Source organism: Nocardioides luteus (assembly GCF_000960475.2).
GTDB classification, from domain to species: Bacteria; Actinomycetota; Actinomycetes; order Propionibacteriales; family Nocardioidaceae; genus Nocardioides; species Nocardioides luteus_A.
On record NZ_JZDQ02000019.1, the window covers coordinates 1 to 22785 of the forward strand.

A 22785-nucleotide genomic window follows, 5' to 3' on the forward strand; every position below is an offset into this window, starting at 1 on the left:
AAGACCCTCAGGAAAGGGTCGGCGGCCCAGGCCAGCCCCGAAGAAACGGTTACGGGACGCGTGGTCTCGACAAGCTCGACCACCGGGGCCAGCTAGGACAGATGATGCACCGGCGCCAGGTTGTAGACCGGCGTCTCGATCCCCTCGTACCTGGCCTTGAGCTGCAGCGCGAGGTAGAGCGAGTAGTGGCGCGACTGGTGCAGGTTGCCGCCGTGGAACCACAGCGCCTCCTGCTGGGTCGGCTTCCACATGTTGCGCTGCTCGCCCTCCCACGGCCCAGGATCCTTCGTGGTGGAGGAGCCGAGCCCCCAGCACTTGCCGACGCGATCGGCGACCTCCTGGCTGATCAGGTCGGCGGCCCAGCCGTTCATGGAGCCGTAGCCGGTGGCGTACACGACCAGGTCGGCGGGGAGCTCGGTGCCGTCCTCGAGGACGACGGACGTCGCGGTCAGGTGGGACACCTGGCCATGCGCGAGCTTCACGTCCCCGTTGGCGACCAGCTCGGCCGAGCCCACGTCGATGTAGTAGCCCGAGCCGCGGCGCAGGTACTTCATGAACAGCCCCGAGCCGTCGTCGCCCCAGTCGTGCCGGAACCCGGCCTTCTCCAGGCGTGCGTAGAAGTCGGCGTCGCGCTCGGCCATCTGCTGGTAGAGCGGGATCTGGAACTCGTGCATGATCCGGTAGGGGAGCGAGGCGAAGACCAGGTCGGCCTTCTCCGTGGTCATCCCGGAGGCGACGGCACGCTCGGAGTAGAGGTCGCCGAGGCCGATGTCCATCAGCGTGTCGCTCTTCACGATGTGGGTCGAGGAGCGCTGCACCATCGTCACGTCGGCACCGTGCTCGAAGAGCGCGCCGCAGATGTCGAAGGCGGAGTTGTTCGACCCGATCACCACACACCGCTTGCCCTCGTACGCGTCCGGGCCGGGGTGCTTGGAGGAATGGTGCTGCTCGCCCTCGAAGATGTCCATGCCCGGCAGGTCGGGGATGTTCGGCTTGCCGGACATCCCGGTGGCCATGATCAGCTGCTTCGGGTGCAGGGTGATCTCCTCCCCGCCACGCGTGACGTTGACCGTCCACTCCCCGTCCTCATCGGAGTAGGAGGCGCTGGTGGCCGTGGTCGAGGACCAGTAGGGCACCTCCATCACCTTGACGTAGGACTCCAGCCAGTCGCCGATCTTGTCCTTGGGCGCGAAGACCGGCCAGTTGTCGGGGAACTTCAGGTAGGGCAGGTGGTCGTACCAGACCGGGTCGTGCAGGCACAGCGACTTGTAGCGGCCGCGCCACTGGTCCCCGGGCCGCTCGTAGCGGTCGATGACCAGAGTCGGTACGCCGAGCTGGCGCAGGCGGGCGCCGAGCGCGATCCCGCCCTGACCGCCACCGATGATCACCGCGTACGGCTGCTCGGTCAGGCCCAGCGTCTCCGCCTCGGCCTGGCGCTTCTCGGCCCAGGTGACCCGGTCGCGGTTGACGCCGTGCTCGGCACCCTTCGGACGACGTACGCCGCGGGGCTCCTCGTGGCCCTTGAGCTCGTAGAGCGTGGTCAGGAACGTCCAGGCCTTGGGGCGGTCGTCCTCGACCTTCAGCCGCAGCAGCCCGCGGCCGCGGCCGATCGCGGTCTCGAACGTGAACCACGCCGTGGTCACGCCGTCCGCGGTCGCCTCCGGCTCCTCGAGCGCGAAGCCGGAGGGATCCACACGCTCCAGCGTGGCCGAGAGCAGGTCGGCGACCCCGGTCGGGTCCTCGACGGTGGTGATGTTCCAGGAGAAGGCGACCAGGTCGCGCCAGAAGCTCGTGGTGGCGAACATGTCGGCGGCCCGGGGGATGTCGCGTTCCTTGAGGGCGGCCTCGAAGTCGGCGAGCCAGGTCTGCGCCGGGCCGTGCTGGACGGCGGCGGGAGGGGGTTCGAGTGTCTGCGTCATGGCACCAGCACACCGCCGCGCGGACGCCTGAGAAAGGGTTGCAACGGATTGCATGTGGCGCGGGTCACAGCGAGCACCTACCCTCGGAGGCGGAGGTGGACGCCAGATGACAGTGACCGGAGCCGTGCCGGCGGGAGCAGACCTGCCGCGTCTCGCCCGTGACCTCGTACGCGTCCACGACGCCGTCCTGTCCGGCGGCCGCCCGCCGAGCACACCCCGGATCCTGGTCGAGCGCTCCTGGCGCCGCGTGATGAGCATGGGCCTGGAGCCCGGCAGCAGCAACGGCAGACGTACGCCGTCGGCGGCCGAGTGCGCGGCCCGCAGGGCCCGCTCGCCGCTGGCGACGGTGATCGGCGACCTGCGCGCGGTGCTGACCTCGGCGGCGGATGCCGCGACATACCTGATGGTGGTCACCGACGCCGAGGGCGTGGTGCTGTGGCGCGAGGGCTCGGCGCGGGTGCTCAAGATCGCCGATCAGCTCGGCTTCGTCGAGGGCGCGCTGTGGACCGAGCGCGCGGTCGGCACCAACGCCATCGGCACCGCGTTGGCCGAGGCGGCGCCGGTCGAGCTCTTCTCCGCGGAGCACTTCGAGCAGGCGCAACATCCCTGGTACTGCACCGCCGCCCCGATCCACGACCCGCGCACCGGGGCCCTGCTCGGCGTCGTCGACGTCAGCGGGCCCGCGCTGACCCTGCACCCGGCGATCGGCGCCCTGGTCGAGAGCGCCGTGCGCCTGGCCGAGATGAGCCTGTGGCGCCACCACCAGGAGTGGCTCGAGCGGCTGCGCCGCGAGACCGACCACGTCGTCTCCGGCGTCGAGGGTCCGCTGCTGGTCGTCGACGACGACGGCTGGGTCGCCCACCACGCCGGGATGGCCGCCCGCGACCGGATCGCGGCGCCCCGGCAGGACAAGATGCTGACCGTCCCCGGTCTGGGCCTGTGCCTGCCCGAGCGGGTCGGCGAGCGCGGCTGGCTCGTCCGGCCCACCTCATCGGGGTCGGGCAACCTGACCGCCCGCCTCGCCGCCGACGGCACCCTCGAGGTCGTCTCGGAGTCGGGCAGCTGGCGCACCACCCTGAGCCGGCGCCACGTCGAGATCCTCACCCTCGTCGACGCCGCCGGTCCCACCGGCCTCACCGCCCGCGGGCTCAGCGAGGCCGTCTTCGGCGATGCGGAGCACATCGTCACCGTGCGGGCAGAGGTCTCCCGGCTGCGCCGCACGATCGGCGCCCTCGTCTCGACCAACCCCTACCGGCTCGCCGAGGGCGTCGCCCTGACCCGTGGGTGACCCGAGGTTCATCCCCAACACGCAAACGCCGCCGTGGATCACCGAAGGATCGCCGACGCGACCCGCTCGGTGAGCCAGCGGGTCGTGCGTTCGGCACCCCAGCCGAACTCGTCCGCAGCGAGCGCGAACTGCGGGTACCGGAAGTGGAAGAAGATGACCTGGACGGCCTCCTCCACCGTGATCCCGTCGGCGAGACCGCCTCGGTCCCGCATGCCGGTGACGATGTCCCGAAGCGCGTTCTGCTGGCGTTCGTCGGCCACCTCGAGGTAGGCCTCCGCGACGGGCGAGGCGGCCGCGGCCCGGGTCACGATCCGGATGATGTCGCCGAACTCCGCGTAGATCGCGACGTACCCCTTCGCAAGCGCGTCCAGCTTGGCGCGCGAAGACTCGGCGGCCAGGCATTCGGCGATGGTGCTCGGCACCAGGTCGCTCGTCGTCCACATGTCCATCAGCGCTCGGAGGAGGCCCTCCTTTCCGCCGCACTGCGCGTAGATCGTCGCCGGGGACACCCCGGCATCCCGGGCGATGCTCTCGACGGTGGTCTGCGAATACCCGAACCGGCCGAACAACTTCCGTGCCGAGCGCACGACCTCTCGCTTGGTCATGTCCGCGTACAGATCGCGCCGGGACTGTCCGTGCTCTGGCACCCGCACCCACCTTCGACGTTCGATGATCCCGGTACCGCGCGAGCGCGGCCGGTTCCGCGGCGAATCTATCGGAGCGCGCCCGGCGGCGGCGTCCGGCCTCAGGACTTGATGAACTCGAGGATGTCCGCGTTGACGACGTCTGCGTTCGTGGTCGGGATGCCGTGCGGCCAGCCGGGGTAGGTCTTGAGCGTTCCGTTCGCGAGGATCTCGACGGCCCGCGGCGCGGTGCTGCGGTAGGGAACGATCTGGTCGTCGTCGCCCTGCATGACCAGGACCGGCACGCTGATCTTCTTCAGGTCGTCGGTGTAGTCCTCCTGAGCGAACGCATCGACGCAGTCGAACTGAGCTTTCGCCGAGCCCATCATGCCCTGGCGCCACCAGTTCTCGATGACTGCCTCGTTCGGTTCGGCACCCGGCCGGTTGTACCCGTAGAAGGGCCCGGCGGCCACCTCACGGTAGAACGCCGACCGGTTCGCCGCGATGCCCTGCTTCAGACCCGCGAAGACTTCCGGCGGCTGGCCGTCAGGGTTCGCATCGGTCAACTGCTGCGACGGCACGACGGAGCTGATCAGCACGACCTTCGCCACCCGGCTCTCGCCGTGCCGTCCGAGGTAGCGCACCAGTTCCCCGCCGCCGGCCGAGTGCCCGACGAGCACGGCGTCGCGGAGATCGAGGTGGTCCACGAGCGCCGCCAGGTCGTCGGCGTAGTGGTTCATGTCGTGGCCGTCGGACACCTGGGCGGACCGTCCGTGTCCCCGGCGGTCGTGCGCGATCACCCGGAAGCCTTGGCCGAGGAAGAACAGCATCTGGCTGTCCCAGTCGTCGCCCGACAGCGGCCAGCCGTGACTGAACAGGATCGGGCGGCCGGATCCCCAGTCCTTGTAGAAGAGCTCCACCCCGTCGGGGGTCGTCATCGTAGCCATGGTGTTCTCGCCTTCTCGCTCGACGTGGTCCGCGGGCAGTCGCTCCGGGGGCAGGAGCGTGCACGCCACCGCCGACGGTAGAGAGCCGCAGTTGACGGCCAGTGGATTTGCAGTGGAATCGCTGGCTGGAGCGGGACTCCAGCCTCTAGAGTTCGACTTGGCCGAAGCGCGTGACGCCAGGTGCCGCGGCGGCCGGACCATCGACCAGGGGGTCGGACATGGTGGAGACGCTCATCCCGCGAAGCGTCGACGAGCAGCCTGTGGGCGACGCCGGTTCGCTGCGCCTGCAGGTCCTGGGTCCGCTGCGGGTCTGGCAGGGCGGCGTCGAGATCGACCCCGGCCCTCGTCAGCAGTCCTACCTGCTGGCGCTGCTGCTGGCGCACGCCGGGCGACCGATCGGTGCCGGCGAACTGATCGACCTGATCTGGGGCGAGAACGAGCCGGCCAGCGCATTGAACGTCATCCACAAGTACGTCGGTTCGCTCCGCCGTCTCCTCGAGCCCGACCTGCGCCCACGGCAACCGGGCGCTTTCATCCTGCGCAGCAGCACCAACGGTTACCTGTGCACCGCCGGACCGGACGTCTTGGACCTCGCGCGCTTCCGGCAACTCGTCGCCGAGGCGCGAACGGCTCTCGACAAGAACCGCGAAGCAGCCGCGCTGGACCACCTGGTCGCCGCGCTGGAGCTGTGGAGCGGCCCGGCCGGCGGCGGCGCCGCGCACAGCCCGGCCGCGCTCCCGATCTTCGCCGGACTCGACGACGAGTTCTTCGGCGCCTGCGTCGAGGCGGCGGATCTCGCCATCTCGCAGAACCGGCCCGACCGGGTACTGTCGGCGCTCCACCTCGCCTCGACCATGGCTCCCCTGCACGAACCTGTGCATGCCAGCCTGGTCCGCTCGCTGTGCGCCGCCGGGCAGCAGGCCGAGGCGCTGACGGTGTACGACGGGATCCGGCGCCGGCTGGCGGACGAACTCGGGATCGACCCCGGCGCGGCGTTGCGTTCTGCCCAGCGGCAGGTCCTCGAGCAGACTGCTCTGCCCGCGCCGCCTGCTCCACGGACCCCGCCGGCCGCCACCCTCGACGGTGAACTGGTGGGCCGAGCGCAGGAGTTCGACCTGCTCCGCAGCGCCGTCGAGCCGGCGCTCGCGGCCGGGACGGCTGTCGTCCTGCTCGAAGGTGAGCCCGGCATCGGCAAGACCTGTCTCCTCCAGGAGATCGCCCGGCACGCCCAGGACCGGGCCGCGCGCGTGGTCTGGGGGCATGGTCTCCAGGGCGGCGGCGCTCCCGCGATGTGGCCGTGGGTGGAGGTCGTCCGGACTCTTCTCGAGAGCCGGTCGACGACTCGTCGCGCGGAGTGGCGCAGCGGCGATCTGAGCCGCCTCACCGAGACTCGGGACGCCGCCGGATCAGCACCGGCCGTCCCGGACGACGGCGCCCAGTTCCGGCTGTTCGAAGAGGTCGTCGGGGTGATCTCCGAATCCGCGGCCGAGCGTCCTCTGGTGATCGTCCTCGATGACCTCCACTGGGCGGATCCCGCCTCGTTGCATCTGTTCGACCATGTCGTCGCCCGGCTTCCCGCCGGTACTGCCGTGGTCGCGGCGATGCGTAACCGGGGCCCGTCGCTCAGCAGCGAGCTGGCCAGGACCCTCGCCGCGGCGAGCCGGTTCCGCGGGCACCGGCGGCTGCTCATCGGACCGCTCGCCGAGCCGGGGGTCGCCGAGCTCATGCGACGCGAGACGGGCGACCTTCCCGCCGCGGAGGTCTCCCGTGCGGTGCATGCGCGAACCGCAGGCAACCCGTTCTTCGTCCAGGAGGTGGCGCGGCTCCTCACCGACGGCAACACCGTCACCGAGGAGTCTGTGCTGCGCAGCGGTGTCCCGCTGACCGTCCGGGACGTGGTGCGCGATCGCATGGCAGCGCTGGAACCCGGAGTTCAGAACCTTCTGCAACTCGCCGCGCTCGCGGGTCGGAGTGTCGAACTGGTGCTGCTCGCCCGGATCGCAGCCACAGACGTGGCGACCTGCCTCGAGCAGCTGGAGCCGGTCCGCGACCTCGGTCTCGCCGGGCCCGCTCCGGGAGATCCCTTCAGCTACCGTTTCGCCCATGACCTCGTCCGGGAGGCGGTCTGCGAGACCATCCCACCCGGACGGGCGGCGTCGCTGCACCGGGCGATCGCCGACGCGATCGAGGCCGTCGGGATCAACGACGACTCGCTCGCCGAGCGAGTGGCGCACCACCTCTGGGAGGCCGGTCCGCTCATCGACCCGGCGCGCACCGTCTCGGCCCTGCTCCGGGCCGGGGCGCGAGCGACCGCGAAGACCGCCCTCCGGGATGCCGAGCGGCACCTCGTCCGGGCCGTCGAGCGAGCCCGGGGAGGGACCCTGCCTGAGCTCGAGCTGGAAGCGCTGTCGCGCCTGATCGCGGTGGCCGGGATGCGCTCCCTGTACGGTGCCTCGTCCGTCGACCTGCTGGAACGAGCGGAATCAGTGGCGAAGACGCTCGGCCAGGAGCGCCAGGCCGCGAGCTTTCTCTTCTCCCGGTGGGCCGCGCACGTGCAGGGCCTCGAGCACGAACGCAGCGGCATCCTGGCGGCCCGCCTGCTGGAGCAGGGATCGACCTCCAGCGATCCGGTCGTCCGTGGCTACGGGGACGCCGCCTGGGCTTTTCAGCAGTGGCACCTCGGACATGTCGGAGCGTCGTACCGCCACCTGACCGCGACGGCGTCCCCGGGACTGCCTGACGATCACCGGCCCGACCCGGTGTGGGACGGGCTCAGGTTGCTGATCGCGGCGACCCTGGCCGAGATCTCCGCCTACCACGGGAAGTCCGCTCGCGCCCGGGAGGTCCTGGACGGGCTCATCGCGAGCGCCGGCGACGATGCCTACGCCATCGCCGTCGCGACGTGCATGGCTGCCCGGGCCGCCTCGGTCATCGGCGACCCGGAATGGGCCCTGCAGGTCGCGGACCGCGGAATCGCGGCGGATCCGCGATTCTCCTTCGTCTTTGTCGGCACCTACGTCCGCTTGGCGCGGTTCTGGGCGCTGGCGATGACCGGTCGGGATCCTGGTCCGGCCGCGGATGCGGCCGAGCGGCTGATCGTGGCCAACCTGACGAACCCGATCCGATCCAGCGTCTCCACGTGGTACGCGCTGCTCGCGGAGATGCGGCTGGTAGCAGGTGACCCGGGCGCCGCGGCCGTTGCACTCGACCGGGCCGACGCCTACCGGGACCGCTACGGGCAGCGATCGGCGGACGGTCTGCACCTTCTCGTCCGGGCCAAGCTGGCGAAGACGCTCGGCGATCCGGGCACCGCCGTACGTCTGGCCGAGCAGGCAAGGGTCGTGGCCGGGCGGCAGGAGGCATACCTGTTCGTGCAGCGCGCCGAGGTGCTCCTCGGCGACCTCACCGGGTTTCGCGTACCGCCCGCTCGATGAAGGAGACGGTCGTGTCCGGGTGTGAGACGAACACCATGTGGGAGGCGCCTTTGACCGTCTGTACCGTCGATCCCGCGCGCTCGGACATGTACCGCTGGGCCGCGGGCGGGATGATCTTGTCAGCGCCGCTGATCAGGGCATAGCTCGGGATCGTGTGCCACGCCTGGTCTCCCAGGATCGGCTCGGTGAGTGCCACGTTGGTGGCAGGGCGCTGGGTGATCGCGTAGAGCGCGGCGTCCTTGGCCGGCAGGTCGGGCGCGAAATTCGCAGGGAACACAGCGGGTTCGATGTAGAGATCGACCACTCCGTCCGGCAGCGGCACCGCCTTGAGGGACGCGTCCACCGTGCTGCCGGGGAACTGGTCGGTCAACTGCGCCACAGTCTCTCCGGTCTCTGGGATGTACGCCGCCACGTAGACCAGCGCCTTGACGTTCGCGTTCCCGGTGGCGGCCGTGGACATGACGACCCCACCGTAGGAGTGGCCGACCAGTACGATCGGACCCTCGATGCTGTCGAGCAGGGCGGAGAGCTGCGCGGCGTCGGACGGGACCGCTCGCAGCGGGTTGGCCGCGGCGACGACCGGGTAACCGTCGTTCGTCAGCCGCTGGATCACCGCGTTGAAGCCGCTGCTGTCGGCGAACGCGCCGTGGACCAGGACGATCGTGGGCTTGTCCGCCGGAGCGTGGCCCTGGCCGCCCGCGCGGGCGTCGGCCGTCGTGACGGCGAGCATGCTGACGCACGCGACAACGACTGCTACCGAGGCCCCGACGAGGGCCTTGAGTCTCTTGCTGATCATGATTGCGCTCCCTTTGGTCCAGTCCTGTATCCGGAGCCCCGGTGGAGCCCCCGGGACGACGCTAAGGATCGCCAGTGGACGGGTTGTGGACGGACGCGGCGCAGGCGGTGGTGCCCAGTGGAGCCGTACTGGAGGGATGTCGGCGAGCCGATCAACTGGCTGTCCACTGGAACAGATCCGTCGCGCCACGGGCAGTCGCACGCGGGGCGGGCTCACACGATCGTCTGCGGGATGACCCTGAGCCGACCCTTGCCGATCAACCCCAGGTCGTACGCCCGGATCAGCCCCCAGCCCGATGTGCGCTGACGCCTCGCGACGAGAGGCTCTGGGGCATGACACAGACCTCTGTTCCCACGATGACGGCCGCCGCCCGAGCGGTGGGCCTGACGAAGACCTACGGCAAGGGTGCCACCGAGGTGCACGCGCTGCGCGGGGTCGACCTGGAGATCCGCCGGGGTGCCTTCACCGCGATCATGGGCCCGAGCGGCTCGGGCAAGTCGACGCTGATGCACTGCCTGGCCGGGCTCGACCGTCCGACCAGCGGTCAGGTGATGGTCGCGGGGCAGCCGTTGGAGAACCTCGACGACGACCAGCTGACCGTCTTCCGCCGGGAGAACGTCGGCTTCGTCTTCCAGGCGTTCAACCTGCTGCCGATGCTCACCGCGGGCCAGAACATCCAGCTTCCGCTGGAGCTGGCCGGCAAGCGCGTCACCGACGAGACCCGGGCGCGGGCCCAGATGATCGCCGACACCCTCGGTATCGGCAAGCGCCTGGGTCACAAGCCCTCCGAGCTCTCCGGCGGCCAGCAGCAGCGCGTGGCGATCGCTCGCGCGCTGGTCACCCAGCCCGCGATCCTCTTTGCCGACGAGCCCACCGGCAACCTCGACTCCGAGACCTCGGCCGAGGTGCTCGACCACCTCCGGCGCAGCGTCCGCGAGCTCGGCCAGACCGTGGTCATGGTGACCCACGAGGCCTCCGCCGCTGCGTACGCAGACGAGATCGTCACCGTGAAGGACGGACACATCGAAGGGGTGACGCGCTGATGCGGACGGTGTTGTTCGCATCCCTGCGGACCTACGCCCGTCGATACGCCGCGGCCGTGGTGGCGGTCGTCGCCGCGGTCGCACTGATCGTGGTCACCAACGCGCTGACCTCCGCGACGAAGTCGGGCCTGTTCGCCGGCATCGACGCGCCGTTCCGGAACGCGGCCGGCGCGGTCGACTTCCCGACCGAGGAGGTCACCGAGAAGTACGTCGAGAAGGGCGGCTGGGCGCTCGCGATGTCGATGCAGCCGGTGCGCACCGAGAAGACCATGCTCGGCCAGGACATCATGGTCGGCGCGGTCTCCACCGAGAAGCGCTGGCAGTGGCAGGAGCTGAAGTCGGGCCGGTTCCCGACCCGTGCCGGCGAGGCCGTCGTCGACGCCAACGCGGCCAAGACCAACAAGGTCGCCATCGGCGACACGCTGAAGGTCGGCACCGGGAAGTCGGCGGTCGAGACGACCGTGGTCGGCCTCGTCGACGCGCCGTCGATGTGGTCCGCGCCGGTCTACGTCACCTGGCCGGAGATGCAGGGCTGGAAGAACCCGTACGTCCAGACCGTGATGACCGCCGGCACCGGCGACGAGGCCGACAAGTGGATGAACACCGACGACTACCTCACCGAGCTGCAGACCCAGCTCAACAAGGAGGTCGACGTCGTGGCGTACATGGTCCTGATCTTCGCCTTCATCGCCCTGTTCGTCTCCGTGCTGGTCATCACCAACACCTTCTCGATCCTGTTCGCCCAGCGGATGCGCGACTTCGCGCTGCTGCGGGCGATGGGCGCGACCAAGCGTCAGGTCCTGAGGTCCGTACGCCGCGAGGCACTCGCCCTCGGCCTGCTCGCCTCGTTGCTCGGTCTGCTCGTGGGCGCCGTGCTCGGCTGGGGGATCGTCGCGCTGGTGCGCCAGCTCGCCGAGACCGCGCCGCTGGGCGACGTCTCGCTGGAGTGGCCGTGGCTGCTGGCCGCCTTCGTCCTCGGCACCCTCACCACGCTGGTCGCCTCCTGGCTGCCCACCCGCCGCCTGATGCGGCTCAGCCCGTTGGCCGCACTGCGCCCGCAGGAGGGCTTCGATGTACGCGGCGCCGGCATGTTCCGGCTCGTCCTGGGCGCGCTCACGACGCTGGCCGGCACCGCGATCATCTTCGTGGCCGTCGGCTGGGACGATGCCCAGACCGGGATGCTTATCGTGCTCGTCGGCTGCGGGACCACGTTCCTCGGGGTCATGCTCCTCGGGCCGGCGCTGGTGCCGGGTCTGGTGCGCCTGGCCGGGTCCGCCCTGGCGAAGGTCGCCGGCTCGCCGGCGAAGCTGGCCGCGGCCAACGCCGGCCGCAACCCGAAGCGCACCGCCGCCACCGCGGCCTCGCTGCTGGTCGGCGTCACCCTCACCACCGGCGTGCTCACCGGGATGAACACCATCCGGGGCGCGACGCTCGACGAGATGGCCGAGCAGCACCCGATCGACATCGCTCTGCAGTCGGAGTCGAAGCCTCTGGCGGACTCGGTCCTCGGGGACGCGAAGGCGGTCCCGGGCGTCGCCGACGCGGTGGCCGTACCGGGCGCGATGGCCTCGGTGGAGGCCGGCGGCAAGCCGGTCTCGCTGCCCGTCGTCGCCCCGCCCGCGAGCGACGTCCCGCTGATGGACCTGACCGTGAAGCCCGGCACGATGGTGATCTCCCCGGCGGCCGCCTCGGCCTTCGTGGAGAACTCCTTCGAGGCGTCGGGGGAGAAGGCGACGCTTGTCGTCGGCGACCGCAGGGCCACCGTGACCCTGGACGTACGCGAGATCGACGGTGCCCCGCAGATCTCGGCCGCGACGCTCCGCGAGCTGACGGCCGACCCGCAGACGTACGCGGTCTGGGTGCGTGCCGATGCCGGCGCCGACCCGGAGGACCTGGCGGGGACGCTCGGGGTGCTCGCCCCGGACGCGGAGCTCGCCAACGGCAAGGCTCAGCGCGCCTGGGTCGAGCTGCAGCTGGACGTGTTCACCTGGGCGGTGATCGGGCTGCTGGCGATCTCGGTGCTGATCGCGCTGGCCGGCATCGCCAACACGCTGGGCCTCTCGGTGCTCGAGCGCGGTCGTGAGCACGCCCTGCTGCGGGCCCTCGGGCTCACCCGGCGCCAGCTGCGGCGGACGCTGGCCGCCGAGGCGGTGCTGCTCTCCGCGGTCGCGGCCGTGGTCGGCACCGCGCTGGGCGTCTTCTTCGCCTGGGGCGGCAGCGAGATCCTGGTCGGCGACATCCTGCCCGACGCCACCTTCGACCCGCCGGTGCTGCAGCTGATCGCGGTGGTCGTCGTCGCCGGGGTGGCCGGTCTGGTCTCCTGCGTGGCTCCGTCCCGGCGCGCCACCAGGGTCAGCCCGGCGGAGGGCCTCGCGCTGGACTGACCCCGGATCGGTCGAGGCTCGATCAGACCTCCGCGTGCTCCTGCTGCTCCTCCTCGGGAGCGGTGGAGCGCGCGGAGGCGATCAGGCTGGTGGTGACGGTGACGGCGAGGATGCCGACGATGATCGCCAGCGAGAGCCAGGTCGGCACGACCGGGACGCCGTCCCAGTGCCCGTGAGCCCAGTGCAGGCCGAGCTTGACGCCGATGAAGGCGAGGATCGCGGCCAGACCGTAGGAGAGGTGGACCAGCTTGGAGAGAGCACCCTCGAGCACGAAGTAGAGGGCCCGCAGGCCGAGCAGTGCGAACGCGTTGGTGGCGAAGACGAGGTAGGGGTCACCGGTGATGCCGTAGACCGCCGGCACCGAGTCGACCGCGAAGATGATGTCGGTGGCGAAGATCGCGAGCACCACGATGGCCATCGGCTTCAGGCCGACCTTGCGGCCCAGGCGTACGGCCAGCATCTCGTCGGGGTCGACCTTCTGGTCGTGGCCCTGGACCGCCTCGATGAAGAGCTTCACGGCGGTGATCAGCAGGATCGCACCGAAGATCAGGAAGACGATGTCCCACTGGGACAGCGCCGCGGCGCCCAGGGCGATGAAGATGCCGCGCAGCACCAGCGCGCCGACGATGCCGAAGAGCAGCACCTTCTGCTGCAGCTGCCGTGGCACCGCGAAAGCCGCGAGCAGCAGCATGAAGACGAACAGGTTGTCGACGCTGAGCGACTTCTCCACGATGTAGCCGGTGTAGTACTCGAAGCCGGTCTGGCTGCCGTGGGCGTTCCAGACCCAGACGCCGAAGGCGAGCGGAAGCGCGATGTAGAAGGCCGACCAGCCCAGCGCCTCCTTCATGGAGACCTCGTGCGGGCGGCGGGTCAGGACGAAGTCGAGGGCGATCAGCACCACGACGGCGCCGATGGTCACTGCCCACAGGGTGGGTGTGCCGATGGTATCGAGCATGAAGGTTCCTCAGGCGTGTCGATGAACGTCTGAGGTCTCCCTCACCCCGGATCGGGGTGTCATTCCGGGACGGTGGTGGCACCGACGTACTGACCGGAATGAGCTTGGTGAGGTACTCCCCTCGAGGCAAAGCGTATCGGTATCTCCGAAGTCGTGCGCAAATCGCCGCCGAAGGAGCCGGCCGGACGACACAATGGCGCGATGACGACGGAGTCACAGCTGTCCCTGGTCGACGACCTCGCCGCCGCGGTCTCCGAGGTGGCGACCGACGAGCTCTCGAGGCTCGCGGCATCCACCGACCGGTCCGGCTCGGTCGCCGACGGCCTGCCGCTCGCGGTGGTGCGGGCCCACGGCGTCGCGGACGTTCAGGCGGCGATGCGGATCGCCTCGGCCCACCGGGTGCCGGTGGTACCGCGGGGCGCGGGCACCGGGCTGGCCGGGGGAGCGGTGGCCGGGACCGGGCACCTCGTGGTCGATCTCTCCGCGATGGACCGCATCCTCGAGCTCGACCCCGTCGACGAGATCGCGGTCGTCGAGCCGGGTGTGCTCACCGCGCGGCTGGACGCGGCGGCTGCCGAGGTGGGGCTGCGGTTCGCCCCCGACCCGGCCTCCGCGGCGATCTCCACGATCGGCGGCAACGTCGCCACCAACGCCGGCGGGCTGCGGTGCGTGAAGTACGGCGTGACCCGGGAGGCGGTGATCGGCCTCGACGTCGTCCTCGCCGACGGCACCCTGGTCCACACCGGGCGCCGCACCATGAAGGGTGTCGCCGGCCTCGACCTCACCGCGCTCTTCGTCGGCTCCGAGGGCACCCTGGGTATCGTCGTCGGTGCGACCGTGCGCCTCAAGCCGCGGCCGCTGGTCACGACGACGGCGTCGGCGGCGTACGCCTCGGTGGCGGCGGCCGCTCGCGCCTGCGCCGAGATCGCGGCCGCCCGGCGGCTGCCGTCGATGCTGGAGCTCATCGACCGGCGCTGCCTCGAGGCGATCGACCGGTTCGCCGGCACCGCCTACGCCTCCCACGGCGACGCCTTGGTGATCGCCCAGGCCGACGGCCCCGCGGCGGCGTCCGAGATCGAGGCGATCGCGGCCGTCCTCGGCAAGGAGGCCACGTGGATCGAGCAGGGCGTCGACGAGGAGTCCTCCGACCGCCTCGTCGCGACCCGCCGCCAGATCCTGCCGGCCATCGAGACCGAGGGCGCCTTCTTCATCGAGGACATCTGCGTGCCCCGCTCCCGGCTCGCCGAGGCGGTCGAGCGGATCTCCGAGATCGCGGACCGGCACCTCGTACGCATCTACACCATCGCCCACGCCGGCGACGGCAACTTGCACCCGGTCATCGGCTGGGACCCGTCGCCGGACGACGTCCCCGGCGTGATGCCGCCGGCGGAGACCGCCGCAGGGGACGAGATCTTCGGGCTCGCCCTCGAGCTCGGTGGCACCACCACCGGCGAGCACGGGGTCGGCCGCCTCAAGCGCGGCTGGCTCGAGCCCGAGGTCGGTGCCGCCTCCATCGACGTGCATCAGCGGATCAAGGCGGCCCTGGACCCGCTGGGGATTCTCAATCCGGGTGTCGGGTTCTGACCAGCACCATGACACCCTTTACCCCGTGCGTGTCGGAATTGCTGCTGTCGTCCTGACCCTCGGTCTCGCGGTCACCCTGATCGCCTGCGGCGGCCAACCGGAGGCGGCCGACCCCACCTCGCAGCCCAGCACGGCCACCGTGGTGACCGCGATCAAGGGCGCCGACGGCACCGCCGCGACCGCGGGCGGCTACACGATCGGCGAGGTGCGCCTGCCTGCGAAGGCGGGCACGCCGGGCGAGGTGAGCTTCACGATCACCAAGGACGGCGACCCGGTCACCGACTACATCGAGGAGCAGACCAAGGACCTCCACCTCTACGTCGTACGCGACGACCTGGAGGTCTTCCGTCACCTGCACCCCACTCGTGGTGAGGCCGGGGAATGGTCCGGCGACCTGACGCTGCCCGCGGGCGGCACCTACCGGGTGGTCGTCGAGTTCGCGGCCAAGACCCCGGACGGCAAGGGCGAGCAGGCGATGCTCGGCGCCACCGCGAAGGTCGCGGGGCCGACCGAGGTCGACGTGCCCGGATCCGACGACGGCACCGTGATCGCCGCCCTGGAGGAGACCCCGAAGCCCGGGATCGACCAGGAGGTCGGCGTCCTGCTCTCCGACCCGGCCGGCAAGCCGGTCAACCTCGGCACCTACCTCGGGGTCTATGCCCACGTGACCGCGTTCAGCCGCGAGACCGGCGAGGTGATCCACCTGCACCCGCTCGGCGGCCCCGAGAACGGCGAGGACGGCACCCGCCTCGGCATCCACGTGAAGCCGCCGAAGGCAGGTGACTACGTCTTCTTCGTGCAGGCGCGCGTGGACGGGATGATCCACACGCTCCGGCTCCCGGTCACGGTCTGACGGTCACTGTCTGACCGTCACTGTCTGACGGGGAACTTCAGCACGCCCAGCGGGCTCTCGAACTCGCCCAGCCGCAGCCCGACGGTGGCCTCCCAGGTCCCGCCCTTGGGCAGTACGACGTCGGTCTCCCAGGTGCCGGCGCCGACCGACTTCAGGGCGAGGCTGCCGAGGTCGACGTCGCCCGAGCGGAGCTTGGCGGTCGGGACGGCGGCCGCTTCGACCGGCTCGCCGGCGGCGTCCTGGATCTGAAGCCGGAGCACGTTCGGTCCCGGACCGGCCGGGGTCAGCGTCGCGTAGACCCGGTGGTCGTCGCCCAGCTCAGCGGCCTGGGTGTTGGTCTGCGCGACCGCAGCCGTGCCGCTCCCGGTGGACACTGCCCCGGCCTGCGGCGGCTGGTCGACCAGGAAGCCGGTGACGCCGAGGACGACGACGAGCACGCCGGCCTCCATCAGCACCGCCCGGCGCAGCATCGAACCGGCCTCGACGGTGTCGTCGTGGCCGGCCGCCTGACGGACGCGGGGGAGGACCAGCAGCCGGTTGCCGGCCGCCATCACCGCGACCGCGACGACCAGGGCGACCTTGGTCATCAGCAGCGTGCCGTACGTGCTGTTGAGCAGGTTGGTCCAGGAGCCGAGGATCCGCCAGCCCATGAGCACGCCGGAGACCGCGAGGGCGGCCAGTGAGGCGGCTGCGAGGGTCGAGAAGCGGGTGACGACCTCGGCCGCGAGCGAGCCGCGGCGGGTGATCAGCGGCAGGGTCAGCGCCAGGCCGACCAGGCCGCCGAGCCAGAGCGCGCCGGCGACGAGATGGACGATGTCGGTGGCGGTGACCAGCCAGGCGGGTACGACCGCTCGGGAGTGGCCGACCAGCGCCGGGGCGCAGATCGCGACCAGCCCGGCGGCCGCGGCCAGGCGGGGTCGCTCGCGCAGTGCGAGCGCGGCCGCGACGCCCACGATCCCGACCAGGGCGCTGAGCCACTCCTTGCCGACCGAGGCCGGCGACCAGGCGTCGAAGGTGAGCATCGCCCCCGGACCGCTCTCGCTCTGCAGCGCACCGCTGGCCGGCGCCAGGGCCACCAGCGCGACCACGGCGACCATGCCGGCGAGGATCTGGACGCGCTGGACCCGGGTGATGGCACGGTCGGGGACGCGGTGCTCGCCGATGCTGTGCCCACCCAAGATCAGCCCACGGAACCAGACGAGGCCCACGACCAGCAGCAGCGCGGCGTACTGGAAGAACTGCAGCACCCCGTGGATCACCGCCGTCGCCCTGGACGGCTCGGTGGACGGCGGTGGGGCGACGCTGAGGCTCGGGGCGCCGACCGCGAACGTCAGCGAACCGGAGATCGGGTGGCCGTCGGCCGAGACCGCGCGCCAGGCGACGACGTAGGTGCCGTCGCCGAGGCTGCTCGCCTCCGCGAGCGCGACCTTCATCTCGGTGCCGCTCGCGGTGGCCTCCGAGGTCACCTCCTGACCCTTGGCGTCGTAGACCGTCACGCCCGCCGGAGGCAGCGTCACCGCCTCGTCGAAGGTGAAGGTGATCGTCTGCGGCGCCACCTCCAGCACCGCCCCCTCCTCGGGGTCGGTGCCGATCAGCGACGCGTGCGCCTGGGCGGGGGAGATGCCGAGCAGGACGGCGTACGCGGCGGCGGCGAGCACCACCAGCAGCCGCCCCGGGCCGCGCCGGCCCGGGCCCCGGTGGTCGGGGCCGGGCCGGCGCGTCAGGGGAGCACTCACGCCTTACGACGCCCCAGCGCGAGGGCCGTCGAGCCCGCGATCAGGCCGAGGATGCCGGCGCCGGCGCCGACACCGCCCCACAGGTTGCCGTTGTCGTCCTCGGTCTCCGCGGCGACCGGCTCGGCCTCCTCCGCGGACTCCGTCGACTCCTCGGAGCCGTGGCTGTGCCCGTCCTCGTCGGTGGCGACGGCTTCGGTGACCTCGAAGGCAGGCGCCGGGTTCTCGGGCTCCTCGGTCGCGCCCTCGGGCGTCTCCTCGATCCAGGCGGTCTCGCCCTTCTCGCAGGTCTGGACCGTCGGGAAGGCGAGGGTGCCCTCCTTCTCCGGCAGCTGCAGCGAGACCTCGAAGGCGTCGCGCTGGCCGTCGGGCAGCGGGGTCTTCGCGGTGTAGACGATGGTCGCGTCGCGCTCGGTCAGCTCGTTGCCGTGGGCGTCCTTGACCGGCTCGGCGAGCTTCTCCTTGGTGACCTTGACGTCGTAGAAGGGCTGGCGGGTCGGGGTGACCGTGTTGACCCCCTCCGGCACCTGGATGGTGATCTTGTTCGTCGGGGATCCTTCGCAGCCGTGGCCGACGCTGAAGGTCAGCACGGTGTAGGCACCGGCGGCCGTCTCGGTCGGGGTGACCGTGACGTGCGCGGAAGCAGGGGCGGCGACCAGGAAGGTGATGCCGGCGGCGGCGATGGCGGGCACGCCGAGGCGCGCGAGGGTACGTCGAGACATGGGTTGGTGCTTTCTGTGGAGTGTCTGCTGATGGGCGAGTGCCCAGCTGTCGGGTCGGGTCCTCAGGGGAGGACCGGCGGCCCTCGTCCCGCAGCGACGTAGGTCCACAGGTGGTTGCGCAGAACGATTGTCTGCGTCAGGGGGAGCAGGCGGAGCGGGATGGGTGTCCGAGGCGTCTCGAGCGCCCGGGAGATGACCCGCCAGGCCCGGCGGTGCAGCAGCCAGACGACGACGGTGAGCACCGCGGCCGCGGCGTGCGCGACCAGCATCGAGGTGTCGCCGGTGGCGCTGTCGTGCATGTGGGCGGTTGGGGCCGCGTACGCCTCGAAGGCCTCGTGCATCCCCAGCTGCGCGGCTCCGGCCAGCACCGCCCCGAGGATGATCCCGACCCTGCGCTGCAGCACCACGACCCCGGCGCCGAAAGCGGCGAACCCGGTCGCCACCAGCCACAACGAGTCCGGCAGCTCCCCGCCGCCGGCCAGGTGGGCCAGGCTGGACCCGGTGGTGATCTCCACCGCCGCGAGCAGCGCCAGCCACACGCTCCCGCGCGTCGGCCGCACCACCCTCAGATCCACGCCGCACATTGTGGCAGACCTGCCGAGCCGTCACGTACGTCGGCCGAGCCGTCACGTGCGTCGGCCGAGACGTCACACCCGTGACATCTCGGCCGACGCAGCTGACGTCTCGGCGATCAGCGGAGGATCGGCGGCTCGGTCTTCTCCTCGACCTCGTTCAGCGTGACGCCCGGGGCGAGCTCGACGAGACGCAGGCCCTCGGGGGTGACGTCGAGGACGCACAGGTCGGTGATGATGCGCTGCACGACACCGAGCCCGGTGTAGGGCAGCGAGCACTCCTCGACGATCTTGTAGGAGCCGTCGCGGGCGACGTGCTCCATCAGCACGACGACCTTCTTGGCGCCGTGGACGAGGTCCATGGCGCCGCCCATGCCCTTGACCATCTTGCCGGGGATCATCCAGTTGGCCAGGTCGCCGCCCTTGGAGACCTGCATGGCGCCGAGGATGGCGGCGTCGATCTTGCCGGAGCGGATCATCCCGAAGCTGGTCGCGGAGTCGAAGAACGACGCGCCCTTGCGTACGGTGACCGTCTCCTTGCCGGCGTTGATCAGGTCCGGGTCGACCGCGTCCTCGGTCGGGTAGGCACCGGTGCCGAGGATGCCGTTCTCGCTCTGCAGCACCAGCTCGACGTCGTCGGGGACGTAGTTGGGCACCAGCGTCGGCAGCCCGATCCCGAGGTTGACGTAGTCGCCGTCGGAGAGCTCCGCGGCGGCACGGGCGGCCATCTCTTCACGTGTCCATGCCATGTCAGCGGACCGTCCTCTTCTCGATGCGCTTGTCGGCGGCCTGTTCGGGGGTGAGGGGCACGACGCGGTGGACGTAGACCCCGGGGAGGTGGACGTCGTTCGGCGGGATCTCGCCGGGCTCGACGAGCTCCTCGACCTCCGCGATCGTGATCTGGCCGGCCATCGCGGCCAGCGGGTTGAAGTTGCGGGCGGAGTCCTTGAAGAGGAGGTTGCCGTGCCGGTCGCCCTTCCAGGCACGCACGATGCCGAAGTCGGCGACGATGGCCTCCTCGAGCACGAACTCCTGCTCGCCGTCGCGCGTCTCGAAGGTCATCACCGGCTTCTCCGGCGAGGTCTTGATGACGTTGCCGGCGTCGTCGTACTTCCACGGCAGCCCGCCCTGCGCCACCTGCGTGCCGACGCCGGTGCGGGTGTAGAACGCGGCGATGCCGGAGCCGCCCGCGCGCATCCGCTCGGCGAGCGTGCCCTGCGGGGTCAGCTCGACCTCGAGGTCGCCGGAGAGGTACTGCCGCGCGAACTCCTTGTTCTCACCGACGTACGAGGCGACCACCCGGCGCAGGCGGCCGGCGCCGAGCAGCAGGCCCAGGCCCCAGTCGTCGACACCCGCGTTGTTGGAGACCACCTCGAGGTCGGTCACGCCGGCCTCGAGGATTGCGTTGATGAGCACCGAGGGGATGCCGCACAGCCCGAAGCCGCCGACCGTGAGGGTCGCTCCGTTCGGGATGTCCGCGACCGCCTCGGCGGCTGAGGAGATGACCTTGTCCATGATGATCAGTCAAGGGCGGGCGCGCCGCCCGGTCAATAGATGATCGCGAGTTCACGCTCGATCTTTCGTTGACCGACACCGCTGACGCAATTGCGTTCACTCAGTGGACGTCCCCTATCGTACGTCCCATGGAACCCGGTCCGGGCGCGACCCAGCCCAGCGTGATCCGCCGCAGCGCTCACCTGCTGCGGCTGCTCGCCGCGCGCGAGCCGGAGGGCGCGACCACCACCCTGCTCGCGACGAGCGCCGCCATCCCGCGCCCGACCGCCCACCGGCTGCTCAGCGCGCTGCAGGAGGAGGGCCTGGTCGAGCGCGACAACAGCACCGCCGCCTGGCACCTCGGGCCGGAGTGCTTCCTGCTCGGCGCCGCCGCGACCACCCGCCACGACATCACCCCGGCGGCCCGGGCGGCGGTGCTCCGCCTCGCCCGCGAGACGGGGGAGAGCGCCTTCTTCTCGATCCGGCGCGGCGACGAGACCGTCTGCGTCCTGCGCGAGGACGGCAGCTTCCCGATCCGCTCGCACGTGCTCCACGAGGGCATCCGGTTCCCCCTCGGCGTCGCCTCCGCGGGCCTGGCGATCCTCGCGCTGATGCCCGAGTCGCGCCGCGAGGCCTACCTCGCCCGCACCGACCTCGTTCCCGCCTACGGTGAGGAGCACTCGGCGTCCGCTCTGCGGAAGCGCATCGCCGCGACCCGTGAGCTCGGCTTCGCGGTCAACCCGGGTCTGATCGTGGTCGGCAGCTGGGGCCTGGGCGCCGCCGTCTTCGACGCCCACGGCCAGCCCTACGGAGCGCTGAGCATCACCGGCATCGAGGCCCGCCTCGCGCCGCCGCGCCAGGCCGAGCTCGGCCGCCTCCTCCTGGAGGCGGCGCACAGCCTGACCGCGAAGGCTACGGCCGGACCCGAGTCGAGGCCTCCTGCATGAGGGCGAGGCGGTGCACCTGGTCGCGGGTGGCCGGATACAGCTCGGTGAAGGTCTCGTAGAGCTCGTCGTAGACCGCCCGGTTCTCGGGGTTCGGCACGACCTCGCCGACGATCCGGGTCCAGTCGGTGTCCGGCGGCACCAGACCGGAGCCGATGGCCGCCAGCAGCGCATCTCCGTAGGACGCCCCGATGGTCTGCTCGGGCACCAGCTGGCGGATCCCGGTGACGTCGCTGACGATCTGGCTCCAGGGCCCGCTCCGGGTGCCGCCCCCGACGGTGACCACCCGGGAAGCGGGGCCACCGGCGACCTCCAGGAGCTCGAGGATCTGGCGTACGCCGTAGGCGATCCCCTCGTAGACGGCTCGGTAGAGGTGCCCGCGCCCGTGACGCAACGACAGCCCGGCGACGACGCCGCGCGCGTGCGGGTCGAAGAGCGGGGTGCGCTCACCGGCGAAGTAGGGCAGCACGACGAGCCCCTCCGAGCCCGGCGGGGTCAGCTCCGCCTCCTGGGCGAGCGTGGCGATGTCGACTTTCCCGGTGAGCTCCTGGACCCAGGAGAGCAGGCTCCCGGAGGTCGCCATCCCGCCCGCGAGCGTCATCACGTCCGGTTGCACGCTCTGGGCGGTCCACAGCGGGGGACAGGCCTTCAGGTCGCGGCCGACCTGCACGAAGAACATCGTCGAGCCGTACATCAGCATCAGGTCTCCCGGCTGCCGGACACCACAGCTGAACGCCTCGGCCCAGGCGTCGACGGAGCCGGCCATGACCGGCGTGCCGAGCGGCAGGCCGGTAGCCTCCGCGGCCTCGGCGTGCAGCGTCCCGACCACGTCCCCGGACCACGCGAGGCGGGGCATCGCCAGGTCGCCGAGGATCTCGTCGGCCCAGTCGCTCGCCCACTCCTCGGCCGCGATGTCGTAGAGCGGGGCGCACTGGCTGGCGGTGTGGTGATCGAGGACGTATTCGCCGGTGAGCCGGGCGACGACGTACGAGCTCGAGCCGAACCAGCGGCGGGCCCGCGCCCAGACCTCGGGCTCGTGTCGGCGGATCCAGAGCAGCTTGGGGCCGACCGCCTGGGAGCTGAGCTCGCTGCCGGCCCGGTCGAGGACGGCGTCCGCGCCGAACCGCTCGGTGAGCTCCTCGATCTCGGCCGAGGCCCGGCTGTCGATGCCGTAGAGGATGCCCGGCCGGAGCGGGGTGAGGTCGTCGTCGGTGATCAGGACGCACGGGCCGATCCCGCTGACGCAGAGCCCGGCGATCGTGTGGCCCCGGGCGTGCAGCGCCAGCTCCCGGCAGATCGAGACGACCTCGCCCCACCAGATGGTCTCGGCGTCCATCTCGGCATGGCCGGAATGGGGCAGCGACATCTGGTGGCGCCGCATCGCCTTGGCGATCACGACGCCCTCGGCGGTGGCCAGCACGCCCTTGCTGCTTCCGGTGCCGACGTCGACCCCCACGACCAAGGCAGCCATATACCCTCCCAGTCGCGCCGGAC

General features: G+C 71.2%; 18 protein-coding genes. 7 read left to right on the forward strand and 11 right to left on the reverse strand.

The window, feature by feature from the left end; all coding sequences use genetic code 11:
• Nucleotides 1–92 precede the first annotated feature (92 nt).
• Nucleotides 93–1919, reverse strand: a complete 1827-nt coding sequence (locus UG56_RS14325) for a flavin-containing monooxygenase (protein ID WP_045550720.1) — start codon at nt 1917–1919, stop codon at nt 93–95.
• A gap of 106 nt (nt 1920–2025) precedes the next feature.
• On the opposite strand from UG56_RS14325, the gene UG56_RS14330 reads away from it, so the two are divergent.
• On the forward strand, nt 2026–3207 hold the full coding sequence (locus tag UG56_RS14330) for a GAF domain-containing protein (protein ID WP_045550719.1): 1182 nt from the start codon (nt 2026–2028) through the stop codon (nt 3205–3207).
• Nucleotides 3208–3245: 38 nt separating this feature from the next.
• Here UG56_RS14330 and UG56_RS14335 read toward each other — a convergent pair whose 3' ends face one another.
• The gene (locus UG56_RS14335; protein WP_143055043.1) at nt 3246–3854 is read right to left on the reverse strand and encodes a TetR/AcrR family transcriptional regulator; all 609 of its coding nucleotides are present in this window, start codon (nt 3852–3854) and stop codon (nt 3246–3248) included.
• A 98-nt stretch (nt 3855–3952) separates the two neighbouring features.
• Nucleotides 3953–4768, reverse strand: a complete 816-nt coding sequence (locus tag UG56_RS14340; protein WP_218145218.1) for an alpha/beta fold hydrolase — start codon at nt 4766–4768, stop codon at nt 3953–3955.
• Nucleotides 4769–4995: 227 nt separating this feature from the next.
• On the opposite strand from UG56_RS14340, the gene UG56_RS14345 reads away from it, so the two are divergent.
• The gene (locus UG56_RS14345) at nt 4996–8211 is read left to right on the forward strand and encodes an ATP-binding protein (RefSeq protein WP_045550718.1); all 3216 of its coding nucleotides are present in this window, start codon (nt 4996–4998) and stop codon (nt 8209–8211) included.
• On the opposite strand, the gene UG56_RS14350 is transcribed toward UG56_RS14345, so the two are convergent.
• Nucleotides 8180–9007, reverse strand: coding sequence for an alpha/beta fold hydrolase (locus tag UG56_RS14350; RefSeq protein WP_218145219.1), 828 nt, complete (start codon nt 9005–9007; stop codon nt 8180–8182). The two genes, UG56_RS14345 and UG56_RS14350, sit on opposite strands and share 32 nt — an antisense overlap.
• A gap of 332 nt (nt 9008–9339) precedes the next feature.
• Here UG56_RS14350 and UG56_RS14355 point away from each other — a divergent pair, with 332 nt between their 5' ends.
• Together UG56_RS14355 and UG56_RS14360 are read left to right on the forward strand one after the other, a co-directional pair.
• The gene (locus UG56_RS14355) at nt 9340–10050 is read left to right on the forward strand and encodes an ABC transporter ATP-binding protein (RefSeq protein ID WP_045550717.1); all 711 of its coding nucleotides are present in this window, start codon (nt 9340–9342) and stop codon (nt 10048–10050) included.
• An 8-nt stretch (nt 10051–10058) separates the two neighbouring features.
• Nucleotides 10059–12434, forward strand: coding sequence for an FtsX-like permease family protein (locus tag UG56_RS14360; RefSeq protein WP_177191485.1), 2376 nt, complete (start codon nt 10059–10061; stop codon nt 12432–12434).
• 22 nt (nt 12435–12456) lie between these two features.
• On the opposite strand, the gene UG56_RS14365 is transcribed toward UG56_RS14360, so the two are convergent.
• Nucleotides 12457–13389: a TerC family protein gene (locus UG56_RS14365; protein ID WP_045552069.1), complete on the reverse strand. Its 933-nt coding sequence runs from the start codon at nt 13387–13389 to the stop codon at nt 12457–12459.
• A 201-nt stretch (nt 13390–13590) separates the two neighbouring features.
• Here UG56_RS14365 and UG56_RS14370 point away from each other — a divergent pair, with 201 nt between their 5' ends.
• Nucleotides 13591–14973, forward strand: coding sequence for an FAD-binding oxidoreductase (locus tag UG56_RS14370; RefSeq protein ID WP_071327083.1), 1383 nt, complete (start codon nt 13591–13593; stop codon nt 14971–14973).
• A gap of 25 nt (nt 14974–14998) precedes the next feature.
• Nucleotides 14999–15826 carry a hypothetical protein gene (locus UG56_RS14375; protein WP_052694269.1) on the forward strand — a complete coding sequence of 276 codons (828 nt, stop codon included), beginning with the start codon at nt 14999–15001 and terminating at the stop codon, nt 15824–15826.
• Between the two features lie 17 nt (nt 15827–15843).
• Here UG56_RS14375 and UG56_RS14380 read toward each other — a convergent pair whose 3' ends face one another.
• The 5 genes from UG56_RS14380 to UG56_RS14400 all read right to left on the reverse strand — a co-directional run bounded on the left by UG56_RS14380 (nt 15844) and on the right by UG56_RS14400 (nt 20368).
• Nucleotides 15844–17562 (reverse strand): copper resistance CopC/CopD family protein, encoded by a 1719-nt coding sequence (locus UG56_RS14380; RefSeq protein ID WP_084101060.1) that lies wholly within the window; start codon nt 17560–17562, stop codon nt 15844–15846.
• On the reverse strand, nt 17559–18281 hold the full coding sequence (locus tag UG56_RS14385; protein ID WP_071327085.1) for a YcnI family copper-binding membrane protein: 723 nt from the start codon (nt 18279–18281) through the stop codon (nt 17559–17561). The genes UG56_RS14380 and UG56_RS14385 overlap by 4 nt, the downstream gene beginning before the upstream one ends.
• Nucleotides 18282–18343: 62 nt before the next feature.
• Nucleotides 18344–18865, reverse strand: coding sequence for a cell division protein FtsQ (locus tag UG56_RS14390; RefSeq protein WP_084101062.1), 522 nt, complete (start codon nt 18863–18865; stop codon nt 18344–18346).
• A 107-nt stretch (nt 18866–18972) separates the two neighbouring features.
• Complete coding sequence (locus tag UG56_RS14395) at nt 18973–19602, reverse strand: 3-oxoacid CoA-transferase subunit B (RefSeq protein WP_045552005.1); 630 nt, start codon at nt 19600–19602, stop codon at nt 18973–18975.
• A 1-nt stretch (nt 19603) separates the two neighbouring features.
• Complete coding sequence (locus UG56_RS14400) at nt 19604–20368, reverse strand: CoA transferase subunit A (protein WP_045552004.1); 765 nt, start codon at nt 20366–20368, stop codon at nt 19604–19606.
• Nucleotides 20369–20496: 128 nt separating this feature from the next.
• On the opposite strand from UG56_RS14400, the gene UG56_RS14405 reads away from it, so the two are divergent.
• A complete protein-coding gene (locus UG56_RS14405) occupies nt 20497–21294 on the forward strand; it encodes an IclR family transcriptional regulator (protein WP_071327086.1) in 798 nt (265 codons plus the stop codon).
• Here the strand turns inward: UG56_RS14405 and UG56_RS14410 are convergent.
• A complete protein-coding gene (locus UG56_RS14410; RefSeq protein WP_045552016.1) occupies nt 21260–22762 on the reverse strand; it encodes an FGGY-family carbohydrate kinase in 1503 nt (500 codons plus the stop codon). The two genes, UG56_RS14405 and UG56_RS14410, sit on opposite strands and share 35 nt — an antisense overlap.
• Nucleotides 22763–22785: the final 23 nt, after the last annotated feature.

Bases quoted from the DNA above. Each gene is read 5' to 3' on its own strand.
- UG56_RS14370 (WP_071327083.1), top strand. From the start codon at position 13,591: ATGACGACGGAGTCACAGCTGTCCCTGGTCGACGACCTCGCCGCCGCG.
- UG56_RS14330 (WP_045550719.1), top strand. From the start codon at position 2,026: ATGACAGTGACCGGAGCCGTGCCGGCGGGAGCAGACCTGCCGCGTCTC.
- UG56_RS14365 (WP_045552069.1), bottom strand. From the start codon at position 13,389: ATGCTCGATACCATCGGCACACCCACCCTGTGGGCAGTGACCATCGGC.
- UG56_RS14410 (WP_045552016.1), bottom strand. From the start codon at position 22,762: ATGGCTGCCTTGGTCGTGGGGGTCGACGTCGGCACCGGAAGCAGCAAG.
- UG56_RS14400 (WP_045552004.1), bottom strand. From the start codon at position 20,368: ATGGACAAGGTCATCTCCTCAGCCGCCGAGGCGGTCGCGGACATCCCG.
- UG56_RS14405 (WP_071327086.1), top strand. From the start codon at position 20,497: ATGGAACCCGGTCCGGGCGCGACCCAGCCCAGCGTGATCCGCCGCAGC.
- UG56_RS14390 (WP_084101062.1), bottom strand. From the start codon at position 18,865: ATGTGCGGCGTGGATCTGAGGGTGGTGCGGCCGACGCGCGGGAGCGTG.
- UG56_RS14355 (WP_045550717.1), top strand. From the start codon at position 9,340: ATGACACAGACCTCTGTTCCCACGATGACGGCCGCCGCCCGAGCGGTG.
- UG56_RS14325 (WP_045550720.1), bottom strand. From the start codon at position 1,919: ATGACGCAGACACTCGAACCCCCTCCCGCCGCCGTCCAGCACGGCCCG.
- UG56_RS14395 (WP_045552005.1), bottom strand. From the start codon at position 19,602: ATGGCATGGACACGTGAAGAGATGGCCGCCCGTGCCGCCGCGGAGCTC.
- UG56_RS14345 (WP_045550718.1), top strand. From the start codon at position 4,996: ATGGTGGAGACGCTCATCCCGCGAAGCGTCGACGAGCAGCCTGTGGGC.
- UG56_RS14350 (WP_218145219.1), bottom strand. From the start codon at position 9,007: ATGATCAGCAAGAGACTCAAGGCCCTCGTCGGGGCCTCGGTAGCAGTC.
- UG56_RS14385 (WP_071327085.1), bottom strand. From the start codon at position 18,281: ATGTCTCGACGTACCCTCGCGCGCCTCGGCGTGCCCGCCATCGCCGCC.
- UG56_RS14340 (WP_218145218.1), bottom strand. From the start codon at position 4,768: ATGACGACCCCCGACGGGGTGGAGCTCTTCTACAAGGACTGGGGATCC.